At 75.5% G+C, this 16,738-nt stretch carries 11 protein-coding genes and 2 pseudogenes; 7 read left to right on the forward strand and 6 right to left on the reverse strand.

Features of this window, described 5'->3' with window-relative positions; genetic code table 11:
* The first annotated feature begins 26 nt into the window (after positions 1-26).
* Positions 27-1,160 carry a sensor histidine kinase gene (locus OG799_RS00945; RefSeq protein ID WP_406042099.1) on the forward strand — a complete coding sequence of 378 codons (1,134 nt, stop codon included), beginning with the start codon at positions 27-29 and terminating at the stop codon, positions 1,158-1,160.
* Positions 1,161-1,197: 37 nt separating this feature from the next.
* On the forward strand, positions 1,198-1,821 hold the full coding sequence (locus OG799_RS00950; RefSeq protein ID WP_406042101.1) for a response regulator transcription factor: 624 nt from the start codon (positions 1,198-1,200) through the stop codon (positions 1,819-1,821).
* A 108-nt stretch (positions 1,822-1,929) separates the two neighbouring features.
* Here OG799_RS00950 and OG799_RS00955 read toward each other — a convergent pair whose 3' ends face one another.
* A complete protein-coding gene (locus OG799_RS00955; RefSeq protein ID WP_406042103.1) occupies positions 1,930-3,375 on the reverse strand; it encodes an alpha-amylase family protein in 1,446 nt (481 codons plus the stop codon).
* Between the two features lie 357 nt (positions 3,376-3,732).
* Between OG799_RS00955 and OG799_RS00960 the strand changes: the two genes are divergently transcribed.
* The 4 genes from OG799_RS00960 to OG799_RS00975 are packed head-to-tail and all read left to right on the forward strand — an operon-like array spanning position 3,733 to position 8,069.
* Positions 3,733-5,139 (forward strand): hypothetical protein, encoded by a 1,407-nt coding sequence (locus tag OG799_RS00960; RefSeq protein WP_406042105.1) that lies wholly within the window; start codon positions 3,733-3,735, stop codon positions 5,137-5,139.
* Positions 5,136-6,602 (forward strand): NADH-ubiquinone oxidoreductase-F iron-sulfur binding region domain-containing protein, encoded by a 1,467-nt coding sequence (locus OG799_RS00965; RefSeq protein WP_406042107.1) that lies wholly within the window; start codon positions 5,136-5,138, stop codon positions 6,600-6,602. Before OG799_RS00960 ends, OG799_RS00965 begins: the two co-directional genes overlap by 4 nt.
* Positions 6,603-6,621: 19 nt before the next feature.
* Positions 6,622-7,191 carry a redoxin domain-containing protein gene (locus tag OG799_RS00970; RefSeq protein ID WP_406042109.1) on the forward strand — a complete coding sequence of 190 codons (570 nt, stop codon included), beginning with the start codon at positions 6,622-6,624 and terminating at the stop codon, positions 7,189-7,191.
* Positions 7,188-8,069: a cytochrome c biogenesis CcdA family protein gene (locus OG799_RS00975; protein ID WP_406042111.1), complete on the forward strand. Its 882-nt coding sequence runs from the start codon at positions 7,188-7,190 to the stop codon at positions 8,067-8,069. Before OG799_RS00970 ends, OG799_RS00975 begins: the two co-directional genes overlap by 4 nt.
* Before the next feature lie 330 nt (positions 8,070-8,399).
* Here OG799_RS00975 and serS read toward each other — a convergent pair whose 3' ends face one another.
* The 5 genes and pseudogenes from serS to OG799_RS01000 all read right to left on the reverse strand — a co-directional run bounded on the left by serS (position 8,400) and on the right by OG799_RS01000 (position 13,715).
* Positions 8,400-9,686 (reverse strand): serine--tRNA ligase, encoded by a 1,287-nt coding sequence (gene serS, locus OG799_RS00980; RefSeq protein WP_406042113.1) that lies wholly within the window; start codon positions 9,684-9,686, stop codon positions 8,400-8,402.
* Positions 9,687-9,779: 93 nt separating this feature from the next.
* Positions 9,780-10,859, reverse strand: a complete 1,080-nt coding sequence (locus OG799_RS00985) for a MerR family transcriptional regulator (protein ID WP_406046165.1) — start codon at positions 10,857-10,859, stop codon at positions 9,780-9,782.
* Between the two features lie 47 nt (positions 10,860-10,906).
* On the reverse strand, positions 10,907-12,091 hold the full coding sequence (locus tag OG799_RS00990) for a saccharopine dehydrogenase family protein (protein ID WP_406042115.1): 1,185 nt from the start codon (positions 12,089-12,091) through the stop codon (positions 10,907-10,909).
* 31 nt (positions 12,092-12,122) lie between these two features.
* Positions 12,123-13,275, reverse strand: a pseudogene (locus OG799_RS00995) (zinc-dependent alcohol dehydrogenase).
* A complete protein-coding gene (locus OG799_RS01000; RefSeq protein ID WP_406042117.1) occupies positions 13,272-13,715 on the reverse strand; it encodes a hypothetical protein in 444 nt (147 codons plus the stop codon). The pseudogene OG799_RS00995 and the gene OG799_RS01000 overlap by 4 nt, the downstream one beginning before the upstream one ends.
* 183 nt (positions 13,716-13,898) lie before the next feature.
* Here OG799_RS01000 and OG799_RS01005 point away from each other — a divergent pair.
* Positions 13,899-16,675 (forward strand): annotated as a pseudogene (locus tag OG799_RS01005) (LuxR C-terminal-related transcriptional regulator).
* Positions 16,676-16,738: the final 63 nt, after the last annotated feature.

Raw genomic sequence — 16,738 nt, forward strand, 5'->3', positions numbered from 1 at the left:
GACCGACGGAGGTTAGCGTGTTCCGGATGGACCTGCCGTCGGACCAGCCCCGGCCGGTGAGCCGCCACTGGCGGGTCACCGGCTGGCTGTTGGCCGCGGTCTGGCTCTTCTTCCTCAACATCCCGCTGCTCGCCGCCCTGCACCAGCCGGAGCTCTGGCGGCGGGTGCTGGGCGCGACGACGCTGGTCGTCTTCGGCGTGTTCTACGTGGGTGTCTTCCAGTGGGCGCGAGCCCGGCGGCAGGCGCACCGGGGCATCCCCGCCGCTCGTGCCTGGGGGGCCGTGGCGCTGCTGCTCGCGCTCGGGCTGGCCGGCATCCCGGGGACCGGTGGCGACTGGTTGACCACGCTGGTGTTCGTCGCGGCGGCGGCGGTGTTCCTGCTGCCGAGCCGGCAGGCGCTGGTGGTGGTCGCCCTCGCCGCGCTGACCCCGCCGGTGGCGGCCGCGCTGGTGCCCGGCTGGGAGGCGGAGGGCACCGTGGTCTTCGCGGTGCTGCTCGCCTCGTTCGCCATGTTCGGGGTGACCCGGCTGGCCCAGCGCAACAGCGAACTCCAGGCCGCCCAGCAGGAGATCCACCGGCTGGCGGTGGCCGAGGAGCGGGCGCGTACCGCCCGGGACCTGCACGACATCCTCGGCCACTCGCTGACCGTGGTCGCGGTGAAGGCCGAGCTGGCCGGCCGGTTGCTGGAGCTGGACCCGGCCCGGGCGGCCACCGAGATCGCCGACGTGGAGCGGCTGGCCCGGGAGGCCCTCGCCGACGTGCGGGGCACCGTCGGGGCGTACCGGGGGATCAGCCTCGCCGGGGAGCTGGCCGGCGCCCGCTCCGCGCTCGCCGCCGCGGGCATCGCCGCGGAGCTGCCGGACGCGGCGCCGGATCTGCCGGCCGAGCGGGACGAGCTCTTCGGCTGGACGGTACGGGAAGGGGTGACCAACGTGGTCCGGCACAGCGGGGCGCGGTGCTGCGTGATCCGGGTGGAACCGGGCCTGGTCGAGGTCCGCGACGACGGGCGGGGACCGGCCGCGGCGTCGCCCGGGCCGGACGGGCACGGGCTGGTCGGGCTGCGCGAGCGGGCCCGGCGGTTGGACGCCACCGTCACCGTCGGCCGTCGCCAGGACGGACCGGGCTTTCTGCTCCGCGTCACCCTGCCGGTGGACCGGTGAGCGCGGCGAGCCGCCGGCGAGCGGGGGTGGGGCGGCGATGAGCGGACAGATCCGGCTGCTGCTCGCCGACGACCAGGCGCTGGTCCGGGGCGCGCTGGCCGCGTTGCTGTCGCTCGAGCCGGACCTCACCGTGGTCGCGGAGGTCGGGCGGGGGGACGAGGTGGTCCCCGAGGCCCGCCGCACCACGCCCGACGTGGCCCTGCTCGACGTGGAGATGCCCGGCCTGGACGGGATCGCCGCGACCACCGCGCTGCGCGCCGCCGTGCCCGGCTGCCGGGTGCTGGTGGTGACCACCTTCGGCCGTCCCGGCTATCTGCGGCGGGCGATGGAGGCGGGCGCCAACGGCTTCGTGGTCAAGGACACGCCGGCCCGGCAGCTCGCCGACGCGGTCCGTCGGGTGCACGCCGGGCTGCGGGTGGTCGACCCGACCCTGGCCGCGGAGACCCTGGCCACCGGGGCCAGCCCGCTGACCGAGCGGGAGACCGAGGTGCTGCGGACGGCCCGGGGCGGCGGCACGGTCGCCCAGCTCGCCGCCGTGCTGCACCTGTCCGAGGGGACGGTGCGTAACCACCTCTCCGCGGCGATCGGCAAGACCGGCGCCCGGAACCGGGCCGACGCGGTGCGCATCGCCGAGGAGAACGGCTGGCTGCTCGGCGAGTGAGCGCGGCACCAAACCACTCTGAAGGAGAGGAGACCCCCGCTCCGAGAAAGGCGGGGCGGGGGCCTCCGGGTCGGCTCGGGCCGGTCGGATCGGGCCGGCCGGGCCGGGTCAGGGCAGCTTCGCGCCGATGTGGATGGCGACCGCGTCGTGGGCGTTGATGTTCGCCGCGAACCAGCCGGCGGAGTCCACGGTGAGCACCGGCCCGCTGCACGAGCCGTTGCTGAAGTCGCCGTGGATGACGTCGCAGTACCGGCCGGCGGGCAGCCCGGCGTAGTAGGAGCGGCCGGTGACCGCGAAGTCCTCGTCGTTGATGGTCAGGTAGCCCTTGCCGGCCCGGCTGAACGCGATGTGCTGGTAGCCGTTGTCGTACCAGTTGGCCACCGCGGCGCCCTGGGTGGCGTTGTTGAACGCGACCATGTTGGCGATCACCCGCCAGCGGTGCTCGCACTCCCAGCCCGAGTAGCAGGTGGTGTTCCGGACCTTGTTACTGGCGTCCGAGGGCGGTCCCTGGTCCTTGCCGCTGAAGGTGAAGCTCGACATCACCGCCGGGGTGCCGTACGGCCAGGCCAGCATGAACGCGTTGGCCAGGGCGTACTCGCCGCGGTCCTTGTAGGTCAGCACCCCGCCGTCGCGCTGGGTGTCGTGGTTGTCCACGAAGGCGACCGCCGAGCCGCTGGGCAGGTAGCCCCAGGCCTCGCCGAAGTTCTTCAGGTACGCCAGCCGCTCGCTGTTGAACATCCGGGCGAGGTCCTTGCCGTACCGGAACTCGTGCACGTCGCCGTTGCCGGTGTACTCGGTCGGCTGGATCGGCTCACCGGCGCCGTAGATCACCTCCTGCACCACGTACGCCGAGCGGGAGAGCTTGCCCTTGATGGCCGCGATGTCGGCGGCCGGCATGTGCTTGCTGGCGTCCAGCCGGAACCCGTCCACGCCGAGCGAGAGCAGGTCGTTCATGTATCCGGCGATCTTCGTACGGACGTAGTCCGACTCGGTCCTGAGGTCGGAGAGGTTGACCAGCTCGCAGTTCTGCACCTCGTACCGGTCGTTGTAGTTGACGATGTCGTCGCCGCCGTTGCGACCGCAGTGGTGGAAGTCCTGGGTCTGGTAGATGCCCGGGTAGTCGTAGTGCCCGTACGAGGAGCCGGCCCAGCCGGTGCCGCCGTTGTCCTGACCGGACATGTGGTTGATGACGGTGTCGACGATGACCTTCACACCGGCGGCGTGGCAGGTGTTCACCATGGACTGGAACTGCGCCCGGGTGCCCTTGCGGGACTCGATCCGGTAGCTGACCGGCTGGTAGGCCACCCACCACGGGCTGGCGTTGACGTGCTCCTGCGGTGGGGAGACCTGGACGTAGCCGTAGCCCTTGGGGCCGAGCACGTTGGTGCACTCGCTGGCCACCGAGGGCCAGTTCCACTCGAAGAGCTGGACGATGACCTTCTTGCTGCCGGACGGGGCCGCGGCGGCCGGGGGAGCCGCCACGGCGGTCGGTACGAGCAGGCTGGCGATCACGCCGAGGGCGAGGATCGCCGAGCGGCATCGGTGTCGATGCATCGGGACTCCTGGGGGTGCGGGGGACGGGGGTGGCGCGGCGCGGGGGAGGGGATCTCAGTGCCGGGTTCTTGCAAATCCGGACTGAAATTTTCGGCAAGGTTACAAGCGCGTTGCAACGGCTGTCAACGGATGGAAATACGTCGTTGCGTAGTGCGTCAGACGGGCCCCGGCGCGTGACGGTGGCCAGCCGGGCCCGACGGACGTTCCGGCGCTACACGCGCGCCGCAGCGGGATGGTTCGAACCGGCGGCCGAGAAATTCGCCACCGGGCTGATCCGCTCGCCGCGCCGCTCCGTACCTGAGGAGGGAGCAGGGTCGGCCGGTGGGGGCGCCGCCGTGAGACACGATCGAGGAGCAGATGGCCCGGGCAAAGCAGAACGAGAAAGCGGCGACCATCCGGACCACCAGCACCAGTCGAGGTGCCCGGACCCGGTCGAGGTCTGCGCTGGTCGCGCTCACCGTGTCCGCGCTGGCCCTCGCCTGGGTCGGCGTCGAACTGGCCGGCGCGGGCACCATGATGTACGCGTACGGCTTCTTCTTCACCGAGTTCTTCGCCGGGGTGGTCGCCCTGGTCGCGCTCAGCCTCACCGTGATGATGGGACTGCTCGCCACCGACCGGCTGGTGCTGCAGATCCGGCACCGGGTGCTGCTCCAGTCGGCGCACCGGGCCACCGGCATCCTCGGCGTGGCCGGCCTCGTCTGCCACGTCATCACCAAGATCTCGATCGGCCGGGCCGGCCCGACCGACGCCGTGGTGCCGTTCATCGGCGGTCGCGGGCTCTACGTCGGACTCGGCACGGTCGCCGCCTTCCTCATGGTCAGCGTGCTCTGGACCGGCCTGATCCGGGTCCGCTTCGCCGGGGTCGGTCCGAAGTGGTTCTGGCGCGTGCTGCACTCCATGGCGTACGTCTCCTGGCCGTTCGCCCTGGTCCACGGCCTCAACGCCGGGCGGGCGGCGAAGTCCTGGGTGGTGGTCAGCTACCTCGCCTGCGTGCTGCTGGTGGTGGTGGCGCTGCTGGTCCGCTTCTCCGTCCACCTGGGCAAGCGCACCCGGGAGCAGCACCAGGCCGCCGCGCTGAACCAGGCCATGGCCGGCAGGCCGGCCGAGGAGAGCCGGGGGCTGCTCGCCGGCCTGGTCCGCCGCCGCTCCGGCGAGGAGGAGAAGAGCCACGCCGGGCGCGGGCGCGAGAATGGCTGGGCGGAGACCACCGCCAACTCGTGGACCGCGCCCGCCGGCACCGCCCGCCGCAGCGACCCCGACCGGTTCGCCGTGCCCGTGGTGCCCGAGCCCGGCTCGCTGCGCGAACCCGTCCGGGCGGCGGCCCGACGTCCGCGCGAGGAGGAGCTGACGCCGGCCGCCGCCCGCCGGTACCGGGACGAGGACGAGGTCGTCTCCCGCCGGTCCCGTGCCGAGGTGGACGCCCGCTACTCGGCGCCGCCGCAGCGGCCGGTCGAGCCGGAGGAGGCGTGGGACAGCCCGCGCCGGTGGGAGAGCGGCGAACGGCCGATCTCCGCGGCGCCGCGCAGCGGCGCCGGCCGGCACAGTGCTGAGGACGAGGTGCCGGAGGAGCCGGACTACTGGCGGCCGCCGGCCCGGTACGTCCCGGAGGACCCGCCCGTCGACGACACCCCCACCCTGGTCGACCTCGCGTCCCGGCGGGCGCTGCGGGCCTCCGGCGAGAGCCGGTCGTCGCGGCGGCGTCGAGCCAGCGCGGAGGCGGTCGACGGGGCGTACTGGGCGGGGCTGCGGGGTGAGGCGAAGTGATGCGGACGACGGTGCCGCCGGTCGCCTGCGTCGGCGAACCCCGGCTCACCGCCGGCTTCGCCGAGTTCGGCCGGCTCGACCTGCTGGCCCACGAGGAGGTGCACGGCCCGATCGGGCCGATGGAACCGGCCAGCCTGCTCCGGCTGGCCGAGGCCATCGACCTCAAGGGCAAGGGCGGCGCCGGTTTCCCGGTCGCCCGCAAGCTGCGCGCCGTGCTGGAGTCCTGCGAGCGGCAGCGCCTCTCCGCCGTGGTGGTGGTCAACGCCACCGAGGGGGAGCCGGCGAGCTGGAAGGACAAGGTGCTGCTCACCCGGGCGCCGCACCTGATCCTCGACGGCGCCGCCCTGGCCGCGTACGCGCTCGATGCCGAGGAGATCGTGATCGGGGTGGCCGACGACGACGTGGGCCGCCCGTCGCTGACCGAGGCGTTGCAGGAACGCCGGATGCCGGTGCCGACCACGATCGTCACCGTGCCGCACCGGTTCATCTCCGGCGAGGGCGGCGCGCTGGTCAACGGCATCAACGGCCTGCCGCACATCCCGCCCGGCACCAAGAAGCGCTCCAGCGACTCCGGGGTCGGCGGGCTGCCCACCCTGCTCTCCAACGCCGAGACCTTCGCCCAGCTGGCCGTCGCCGCCCGGCTCGGCCCGTACGAGTACGCCGCGCTCGGCACCGACGACGAACCGGGCAGCGTGCTGCTCACCGTCACCGGGGCGGCGGCCCGACCGGCCGTGGTGGAGTGCGCCGCCGGCACCCCGCTGCGGGAGATCCTCGACCTCTGCGAGGTGCCCGACGGGCCGGGCATCCTGATGGGCGGCTACCACGGCAAGTGGATCACCCCCGAGGTCACGGACCGGGCGGAGGTGTCCCGCAAGGGGCTGACCGCCGTCGGCGGCACCCTCGGCGCCGGCATCATCGTCCCGCTCGGCCGGGACACCTGCCCGCTCGGCGAGGCCGCCCAGGTGGTCCGCTACCTGGCCGGCGAGTCCGCCGGGCAGTGCGGGCCGTGCAAGATGGGCCTGCCCGACCTGGCCCGCGCCGTCGACCTCGCGGTCTCCGGCAGCGCCCCGATCGAGATCGTCCGGGCCGCGGCCGGCGACGTGAAGGGGCGCGGCGCGTGCAGCCATCCGGACGGCACCGCCCGGTTCGCCCTCTCCGCGATGGAGGTCTTCGCCGAGGACCTGCGGCTGCACACCACCGGTGAGGGCTGCGGCAAGCGGGTCAAGGGCGTGATGGGGCTACCCGGGGCGCCCGACGCGAACCCGCAGAAGCTCACCCTGGACTGGTCCCGGTGCGACGGGCACGGGCTCTGCGCGCACGTGGTCCCGGACTTCATCCGGCTCGACGGCAACGGTTACCCGGCCTTCCCGCCCACCCCGGTGCCGACCTGGCTGCGGGAGGGCGCGCTCAAGGCGGTCAAGGTCTGTCCCGAACTCGCGCTCCGGCTCGCCAGGGCCGAGTAGCCGACCGAGAGGAGACGCGATGTCGCGTCGCACGTCATTGCGGGTCCGGGCGATCCGGCCCCGACGCCTGGTCAGCACGGCCGCGCTGGTCGCAGCGCTGCTCGGCGTGGCATCCTGCGCGGTCGGCCCGGCGCCGGGGAAGCCGGTGGGCGTCGTCGCCGCGCCGGTGGTCCCGGCCCGGGTGCCGGCGACGCTGAAATTCACCGCGAAGACCCTGGACGGTACGTGGTTCTCCGCCGCGGAGCTGGCCGGGAAGCCGGTGGTGCTGTGGTTCTGGGCGCCCTGGTGCGCCACCTGCGCCAGTCAGGCGTGGACGGTCGCCGAGATCGCGCCGAAGTACCGGGACACGGTGCCGATCGTCGGCGTCGCCGGCCTGGGTGAGCAGCGGGCGATGAAGGAGTTCGTCACCGAGTTCGACCTGGCCGGCACGCCGCAGCTCGACGACCGGGCCGGGGCGTTGTGGCGCCGGTTCGAGGTGGTCGAGCAGAGCACCTTCCTGATCATCGACCGGGACGGCCGGGTCGTCCACCACGGCTTCCTCGACGGGGAGTCGCTCAGCCGGCAGGTCGCCGCGCTGGCCGGCCGGTGACCACCCCGCTGCTGCTCGCGCTGACCGCCGGGATGTTCGGCGCGGTGAACCCGTGCGGCTTCGCGATGCTGCCCGCGTATTTGTCGCTGCTGGTCGCCGGACCGCCGGACGGGCGCGGCGCGGTCGGCCGCGCGCTCACCGCGACGGCCGGGCTGACCCTCGGGTACGCCGTGGTCTTCGGCGCGTTCGGACTGGCCCTGGCGCCGCTGGCGGACTGGCTGCGCCCCCGGCTGCCCTGGTCGACCGTGACGCTCGGCGTGCTGCTGGCCGCGGCCGGCTGCTGGCTGCTCGCCGGCCGGCGGCTGCCCGCCCCGCGCCCGTTCGCCCGGGCGCCCCGGCTGACCCGTTCCTGGGTGTCCATGGCGCTCTTCGGCATGGCGTACGCGCTGACCTGCACGATCGGCCCGTTCCTGGCGATCGTGGTGACCAGCCTCCAGGCCGGCTCGACGCTGCGCGGGCTGGCGCTGTTCGGCGCGTACGCGATCGGCATGGGGCTGGTGGTCGCGGTGGCCGCGCTCGGCGTGGCGCTGCTGCGCGGCCAGGTGGTGGCCCGGCTGCGCGGCGCCGGCGCGCTCGTGCCCCGGCTGAGCGGCCTGGTGCTGGTCGTCGCCGGCGGCTACGTCGCCTGGTACGGCTGGTACGAGGTCCGGCTCGCGCAGGGCCGGCACGACGTCTTCGGCGACCCGGTCGTGGTGGCCGCGGCCCGGGTCCAGCAGGCCCTGGTCGCCGCCCGCAGCGACGGACGCGGACCCGAAGGCACGGCGCCCGACGGCCCTGCGCCCGAAGGCCCCGGGGCGGCGGCCGAATGCGTGGCTGCCGGTCCCGTGCCGGCGTCGGCCTCGCCGGCTGCGGGTGGGCCGGTGGCGGCGGGTCGCTGACGGCGGATGCGTGGACAGCGGGTGCGCTGACGGCGGTGGTCCGCGCCGGATCGGTCCGGTCGTCACGCTCCGCGGTGCCGGCGGACAGCACTGTCTCCGTGAGCGTTATGACTGTCAGGCATATTTATGCCTGACAGTCATAACCGTTGGCGGACATGTTGTCGTCGGGGGCGCCGGGGCGGGCCCCAGCCGGATCCGACCCGGAACGGGTCGGGCGGTCAGCCTCGACCCGGATCGGACCCCGGGTGCGCGCGGCGAGGTGCCGAGCCGAGCGGGGACGACGAACGGCGGGATCGGGAGGACCCGACGCCCGCCGTTCGGCGCGTGCGGTCAGCGGACCGGCGTGAGCCGGTCGGTGCCCAACTTGTCACGGAGCACCTCCGGCACCAGCACCGAACCGTCGGGCTGCTGGAACTGCTCCAGGATGGCCGGGAAGAGCCGGCTGGTGGCCAGCGCCGACCCGTTCAGGGTGTGCACGAAGCGGGTCTGCTTGCCGCCCGGCTCGCGGTAGCGGATGGCCGCCCGGCGGGCCTGGTAGTCACCGGCCCAGGAGACCGACGACACCTCCTTGTACTTGCCCATGCTCGGCATCCAGACCTCGATGTCGAGGGTCCTCTTCATCGCGGCGCTGGCATCGCCGGCCGAGAGCAGGCTCCGCTGGTAGTGCAAGCCCAGCCGCTCGACCAGGCTCTCCGCGTGGGTGAGCATCTCCTCCAGCGCGGTGTCCGCCTGCTCCGGCAGGGTGAACTGGAAGATCTCCACCTTGTTGAACTGGTGACCCCGCACGGTGCCGCGCTCGTCGGAGTGCGCGCCGGCCGCCTCCCGCCGGTAGCACGGGGTGTACGCGAACGCCTTCAGCGGCAGCTTCGCCGTCTCCAGGATCTCGTTCTGGAACGCCCCGAGGATCGCCGTCTCCGAGGTGGGCAGCAGGAACTGGCCGCGTGGGGCCGACTCCCGGTCCAGGTGGTAGACGTCGTCGTAGAACTTGGGGAACTGGCCGGCGGCGAAGCCTGCGGTGTCCAGCAGCAGGTGCGGCGGGAGCAGGAACTCGTAGCCGGCCTTGACGTGCTCGTCGATGAACCAGCTGATCAGCGCCCACTCCAGCCGGGCGCCCATGCCCGTGTACATCCAGAAGCCGGAGCCCCCGAGCTTGACCCCCCGCTCGTGGTCCACCAGGCCCAACATCCGGCTCAGCTCGACGTGGTCGCGGACCTTCTCCAGCACCGGGAGCTCGCCGAAGGTCTTCACCACCCGGTTGGCCTCCTTGCCGCCGGGGAGGACGTCGTCGGCGGGCAGGTTGGGCAGCTCGCTCATCGTGGTGCGCAGCCGGGACTGCACCTCGTCCAGCTGGGACTCCAGCTCGGCGAGCTGCTTGCGCTCGGCCTCCGGCGCGACGGACTCCGGCGTGGTGCCGGCCCGCTTCGCCTGCGCGTACGCCCGAGCCTCCGCCTTGCGGCGCTGCCGCTCGGCGTCGATCTCCGTGATCAGGGCGCGACGCTCCTGGTCGAGCCGCTGGATCTCGTCCAGCGCCCGGTTGACCTCGGCGGGATCCAGACGCTTCGCCAGCGCGGTCGCCACCGCCTCGCGATCCTTCCGGATCAACTCCATGTCGAGCATGCTGCTCGTACGCCTCCGTCCAGGCAGTCAGGTGGGACCACCAGATGCTACCGTCGCGGTCCCGTCCGGCCGTCCCGCACCCGGGACCGGCCGTCAGAGCCGGACGGGCATCAGGATGGAGAAGGCGTGCTCGTCGTCCGGGCGGCGCACGGCCAGCGGGGCGATCGGCCCGTCCAGCTCCAGCAGGAGCTGCCCCCGGTCGCCGGCGTCGAGGGCGTCGAGCAGGTATTCCCGGTTCACCCCGACCCGGACGGCGTCCGCCTCCGGCGCCTCGTCCGGCCCGACCACCCGCACCACGCCGCCCTCGTCCAACCCCAGCACGGTCACCTCGGCGCGTACCCCGTCGTGCTCCTTCACCAGCACCGGCGCGCCCTCGGCGGTCATCGCCGCGCGCAGCGCCACCACGTCCACCGCCACCCGGTGAACCGGCGCGCCGGTGACCAGACCGCGGAGCAGCCGCCGGTAGTCCGGGAAGTCGTACGGCAGGGGCGTGGCGGCCACCGTCCGGCCCGCCACCGAGACGGTGACCGAGCCGGGCGCCACGGTCAGGTGCGCCTCCGGCGTCACCCCGACGCCGGTGTCCAGCAGGGCGCGGAGCTCGTCGACCGCGTCCACCGGGACCAGCGTCCGCACCGCCGGGCCGTCCACCTTGCCGCCGGTCCGGGCCACCGCCAGCCGGTGCCGGTCGGTGGCGACCAGCCGTCCGCCGTCCGCCTCCACCTCCAGCAGCACTCCGGCCAGCACCGGCAGCTCGGGGTCGGCGCCGACGGCGAACCGGACCGCGTCGATCGCGGCGGCGAGGTCGGCACGGTGCAGCACGAGACGGGTGGCCATCGGGGACTCCTCGGGGTCGATCAGGGCACGGACCCGGGAGAGCTCACGGCGGGCGTCGGCCAGGCCGTCCTCCAGCCGGCGCAGGTGCGCGTCCAGCAGCCGGCCGACCACCGCCGGCTCCGACCGGTGCCGCAGCGCGGCGCCGATCTCGGCCAGCGGCATGCCGACCCGGCGCAGCCCGGCCACCAGGCGGGCCGGGGCGACCTGGTCGTCGGTGTACCAGCGGTAGCCGGTCACCGGGTCGACCAGGGCGGGCACCAGCACGCCGGACCGGTCGTAGAACCGCAGCGCGCTCACCGTCAGCCCGCTGGCCCGGGCCAGCTCGCCGATGCTGCGCAGTTCGCTCTCCACGACGCCCGATCCTGTGCCCTCAACCCGGTCGAGGGTCAAGCCGTGCCCTCGTCGACGACGCGGAACGTGATCCCCGCCTTGACCAGGCGGTCCAGCAGCGCGTCGCCCATCGCGGTCACCGGGGTCACCTGCCCCGACGTCGGCGGCAGGTCGTCGCAGGCCAGGCAGAGCGCCGACTCGGCGAGCATCTTCGCGGTCTCGTCGTACCCGGGGTCGCCGCCGGCCACCTCGGTGAGCACCTTCCGGCCGCCGCCGGAACCCAGGAAGCGCACCCTGAACCAGGACTTCGCCCGCTGCTCGGCGGTCGGCCCCTGACCGGAGGCGAGCCGGCCGAGCAGCCAGCGTCGGGTCGGCGGCAGCTTCACCAGCCCGACCAGGCCGGCCATCCCGACCCCGGCGACCAGGATCGTCGGCAGCCGCTTCACCGCGGCGAAGTGCCGGTAACGGAAGTCTGGGCCGTACTCCGGGCGGGCCGCCGCCGACCGGCGGACCACCTGCGGGTCGATCGTCGGCAGCGGCACCACCCACCGGCCCAGCTCCTTCGAGCGGCCCACCTTGCCGGGCACCGCCCGCACCCGGCGGCCCGCCGGGCGCGGCTCGACCGCCTTGCGCGCCTTCGCGGCCCGGCTCATCTCCCCGGTCCGGGAGAACGCGGTCAGCGCCGAGTGATACGTCCCGGCGGAGAACCGGCCACCGGCCCGGACGAAGCCGTCCACGGTGATCGGCCCGTCCGACGGGAGCTGCTTGACGGTGTACCAGGCGCCGAGGTCGTGCGGGATCGAGTCGAAGCCGCAGGCGTGGACCAGCCGCGCGCCGGTGCGGACCGCCTCGGCGTGGTGCCGGACGTACATCAGGTCGACGAACTCCGGTTCGCCGGTGATGTCCAGGTAGTCGGTGCCGGCGGCGGCGCACGCCGCGACCAGCGGCTCGCCGTGGTGGATGTACGGGCCGACAGTGCTGGCCACCACCCGGGCGCCCGCGGCGACCGCGCGCAGCGACTCCGGGTCCGTCACGTCGGCGGTCAGCAGCGGCAGCCCCTCCAGCGCCGGGTCGATGGCGGCGAGCCGGTCCCGCACCGCGGCCAGCTTGGCCGGGTTGCGGCCCGCGAGGGCCCAGCGCAGTCCGGTCGGGGCGTGCCGGGCCAGGTACTCGGCGGTGAGCGTGCCGGTGAAGCCGGTCGCGCCGAACAGGACGAGGTCGTACGGGCGGTCGTCGCGCATCCGCCGAGTGTGCCACCTGGCGGCGCACCGATCACGGGGAGAAGACCGCCCGGACGCACCCGTCCGCCCGCTCCCGGAACAGTGCGTAACCGTCGGCGCCCCGCTCCAGCGGCAGCCGGTGGGTGGCCAGGTGCTCGGTGCGCAGCTCGTCGCGGGCCATCCGGTCCAGCAGCATCGGGATCCAGCGCTGCCCGTGCTGCCGGGCACTGCGCAGGGTCAACCCCTTGTTCATCACCGCGCCGAGCGGGAACGTGTCGACGAACCCGGTCCAGGTGCCGAGGACGACCACCGTGCCGCCCTTGCGGCAGGCGTGCACCGCCTCGCGGAGCGCCAACGGCCGGTCCGCCGCGCCGCCGAGCCGGCCGGCGAGCAGCCCCGGCGGCTCCGGTTCCATGCCGACCGCCTCCACGCACACGTCCGGGCCCCGGCCGCCGCTGCGTTCCCGCAGCTCGGCCGGGACGTCGACGTACCGGTAGTTGAGCGGTTCCGCGCCCACGTGCCGGTCGACCATGCGCAGCCGGTCGTCGTACCCGTCGATCACGATCACCCGGTCCGCGCCGCGCAGCAGGGCGGCTCCGGCGGTGAGCTGCCCGACCGCCCCCGCCCCCCCAGACCGCCACCACGTCACCGGGCCCGACCTCACCCAGCTCGGCGCCCATCCAGCCGGTCGGTGCGGCGTCCGAGGCGAACACCGCCCGGTCGTCGCTGACCGGGTCCGGCACGGTGAACGCGCCCACGTCCGCGTACGGCACCCGGACGTACTCGGCGTGGCTGCCGGCGAAGCCGCCGAGCGGGGCGGGGTGGCCGTAGCAGCCCCCGGTGGGCTGACCCCAGGCCGACTCGGTGGCCGCCGCGCCGGTTCCGCCGTTGTCGCAGCAGGCGAAGAGGCCCTGCCGGCAGAACCAGCAGGCGCCGCAGGCGACCGCCGCGCAGACCACCACCCGGTCGTCGACCCGGTGCCGGCGCACCTCCGGGCCGACCTCGACCACCTCGCCGAGGAACTCGTGGCCGAGCACGTCCCCGGCGGCGAGGAACGGGATCCGCCCGCCCAGCAGCGGCAGGTCCGCGCCGCAGGTGGCGCTCCGCCGCACCCGCACGATCATGTCGTGGGCGTTGCGCAGCTCCGGGTCGGGCACCTGCCGTACGGCCAGCGCGTCGACGCCCTCCCAGCACAGCGCCCTCACCCGGCCGCCCCCGGGCGGTCCAGCCGCGAGCGGTCCGCGCGCAGCACCTCGCCGGTCTCGGCGAGCTGCTTGGCCTCCCGCAGCGCCTGCCGGATCAGCAGCCCCGGGTCGTTGCCGACCAGGTGGGCGGCCAGGCCGGGCAGCCCCGGCGGGTCGCCGAGCGGTCGGGCGGCCAGCTCGGTGCCGCGCCCGCCGGGGGCCGGGCGGGTGTGCACCTCCACCGCGCCGTCGAGCCGGCGCAGCGGCTCCGGCCAGCGTCCGCCGGGCAGCACCGCCTCCGGCGGGCCGGCCACGGTCACCACCTGCCACCGCGCGGGCCGCGGGTCGGCGCCGGCGACCCGCGGCCAGCTCCGGTGCCGGGGTACGACCAGCACCCGGACCCCCGCCGCCCCCGCCCCGGCCACCGCGAGGGCGATCGCGCCCCGGGCCAGCCGTCCCATCCGTACCACCTGCCCCTCGCCTCGTCGCGGGTCGGCGGGCGGCCGGTCACGCGCAGCCGACCGCCCGCGGACGTCCAGCATCGGGGCGGCCCGGGTGAAGCCGGCTCGCCCCGAAGGGGTGAACCGGCGCGGGCCGGGTAACCGCTCGCCGCACGGCCGGGACGCGACGGGGGAGGGGGCCGCATGCCGGAGGACCGCGACCGCGTCGGGACCGCCGACGCGCCGCCGCTGCTGGCGTCCCGGCTGTCACCCACGGTCCTGCCCGAACCGGTGGTGGTCCGGCCCCGGCTGCTGGACCGGCTGGACCAGGGGGTGACCGGCCCGGTCACCCTGGTCCGCGCGCCGGCCGGCTGGGGCAAGACCACGCTGCTCGCCTCGTGGGCGCGGGCGTCCCCGGCCGAGCCGCCGCCCGCCTGGGTCGCGGTGGAGGCCGGCGACACCGGGGAGCGGCTCTGGTCGTACCTGGCGGCGGCGCTGCGGGGGGTCGTCGAGGGCGCCGCGGACGACGGGCCCCGTCCCCCGGTGCCGGACGCCCCGCCCCGTCCCGACCAGCTGGAACTGCTGGCGGCGGCGCTGGCCGCCCGGGAACGTCCGGTGCTGCTGGTCCTCGACGACCTGCACCGGGTCACCGATCCGGCCGCGCTGACCGGGCTGGAGTTCCTGCTGCGCCACGCCGAGCAGCGGCTGCGGCTGGTGGTCGGCGCCCGGACCGACCTGCCGCTGGCCCTGCACCGCTGGCGACTGGCCGGGGAGCTGACCGAGATCGGCCCGGACGAGCTGGCCTTCACCCGTGACGAGGTGGCCGACCTGCTGGTTGCCCACGGGGTGCCGCTGCCAGCCGCCGCGCTGGCCCGGCTGGTCGACCGCACCGGGGGCTGGCCGGCCGGGCTGCGTTTCGCCGCGTTGGCGTTGCGCGCCCAGCCGGACCCGGCCCGCTGGGTGGAACGGTTCGGCGGCGACCAGCCGGACGTCGCCGGGTACCTGCGCGAGGAGGTGCTCGGCCCGCTCGCCCCGGACGCCCGGGACGTGCTGGGGCGCGGCGCGGTCGCCGACGCCGTCTGCGCCGACCTGGCCGACGCGGTCACCGGCCGGTCGGACTCGGGGCAGCTGCTGGCGGCCCTGGCCCGGGACGGCGGTTTCCTGCGGCAGGACGGCGGCAGCCCACCCTGGTACCGCTGCCACCCCCTGCTGGCCGACGTGCTCCGCGAGGAGCTGGGCCGGCTCCCCGCCGACGAGCTGCGCGACCTGCACGCCCGGGTGGCCGACTGGTACGCGGGGAACGGCCGGCCGGCGGAGGCGCTGCGGCACGCGCTGGCCGGGGGCGCCTGGGACCGGGCCACCGAGCTGCTCATCGGGCACTGGCCGGAGCTGGCACCGTACGACCGGGAACTGCCCGCCGCGCCGCCGCCCGCCCACCCGCCGGCCGAGGCGGTCCGCCGGGACCCGGAGCTCGCGCTGGCCTGCGCGGCGGAACGGGCGTACGCCGGGGACGCGCCCGCCGCCGCCGGGCACCTGCAGCGGGCCGTGGAACACGCCCGCGCGCTGCCCGAGCCGCGCCGGGACCGGTTCCGGCGGCTGGCCACCGCGCTGGAACTCACCCTGGCCCGACTCGCCGGCGACCATGCGGAGGTACGCCGGGCCGCCGCCCGGCTGCTGGCCACCCGCACGGCGCCGGGCCCCCGGGACGACCCGCGTGCGGGGGCCGGTGAGAACGCCGACGCCCGGGCCGCGGCCGGCACGGCGGTCGGCCTGGTCGAGCTGGCCGAGGGGAGCCGCGCGCGGCCGGGGACCGGTTCGCCGACGCGCTGGCCGCCGCGCGCCAGGCCGGCCGGCCCCGGACCGAGCTGGTCTGCCTCAGCCGGTCCGCCCTGCTCGACGCGGTCCGGGGTGACCTGCGGTCGGCCGACCGGAGTGCCCGGGAGGCGCTGGCCCTGCCGCCCTGCCAGGGGTGGTCCTGCCGGGTGGACTGCGGGCACGCGTACCTGGCGCTGGCGCTGGTGGCGTTGCACCGGGACGAGCCGGCGGAGGCGGCGGCGAACCTGGCCCTCGCCGCGCCGGCCGCCGGGGAGCCGGGCGTCGCCGCGTTGGCCGCGCTCTGCCGGGCGGAACTGCTCGCCGAGACCGGCGAGCCGGCCGCCGCCCTCCGGACCCTGGTCGAGGCCCGGGAAGCGCTGGCCGAGGCCCGGTCGGGGCTGGCCGACGGCAGGGGCGGATCGGCCGCGCGGTCCGGGGCCGGGGAGTTGACCGCCTGGCTGATCGCGGCCGAGGCGCGGCTGCGCGCCACCGTCGGGGACCTCGACACCGCCCGTGGCCTGCTGCGCGACGCGCTGGGGCCGGTGGACGGCGGCGCGGGACGGCCCGCGGGGGAGGCGGCGGCGCTGGGGGTGGCGCTGGCCCGGGTGGAGCTGCGGGCCGGTGACCCCCGGGCCGCCGCGCACGCGCTGCCGGACTGGTCGGCCCCGCAGGCGGAGTCCTGGCCGCTGCCGGTACGCCTCGCCGCCGGCGTGCTCGACGTGGTCCTGGCCCGGGACGGCGGCGACGACCGGCGGGCCGGTCGGCTCGTGGAGCGGGTGCTCGACCTGGCCGAGCCGGCCGGCTACCGCCGGGTCTTCACCCGCGCCGAGCCCGGGTTGCGCGACCTGCTCGCCGTCCACCTGGACTCCGGCACGGCGCACTGGCCGACGGTGAGCGAGCTGGTGCGCGGCGCGGACTCCCGGCGCGCGGACGAGCCGGCGGACCGGCCGGGCGGGCCGGAGCGGGCGTTGGACGAGCCGCTCACCGAGCGGGAGCTGACCATCCTGCGGTACCTGCAGAGCATCCTGTCCAACGTGGAGATCGCCAGCGAGCTGTCGCTGTCGGTCAACACGGTGAAGACGCACGTGCGCAACATCTACCGCAAGCTCGACGCGACCCGCCGGCGCGAGGCGGTCCGGCGGGCCCGCGAGCTCCGCTTGATCTGACGGCGTGGCCGTTGATGTTGACGGCGTGGCCGGCCCGTGGCGGCCTGGCCGGCCGTGGCGGCC

Source organism: Micromonospora sp. NBC_00898, assembly GCF_045207895.1.
Taxonomy (GTDB): Bacteria; Actinomycetota; Actinomycetes; order Mycobacteriales; family Micromonosporaceae; genus Micromonospora.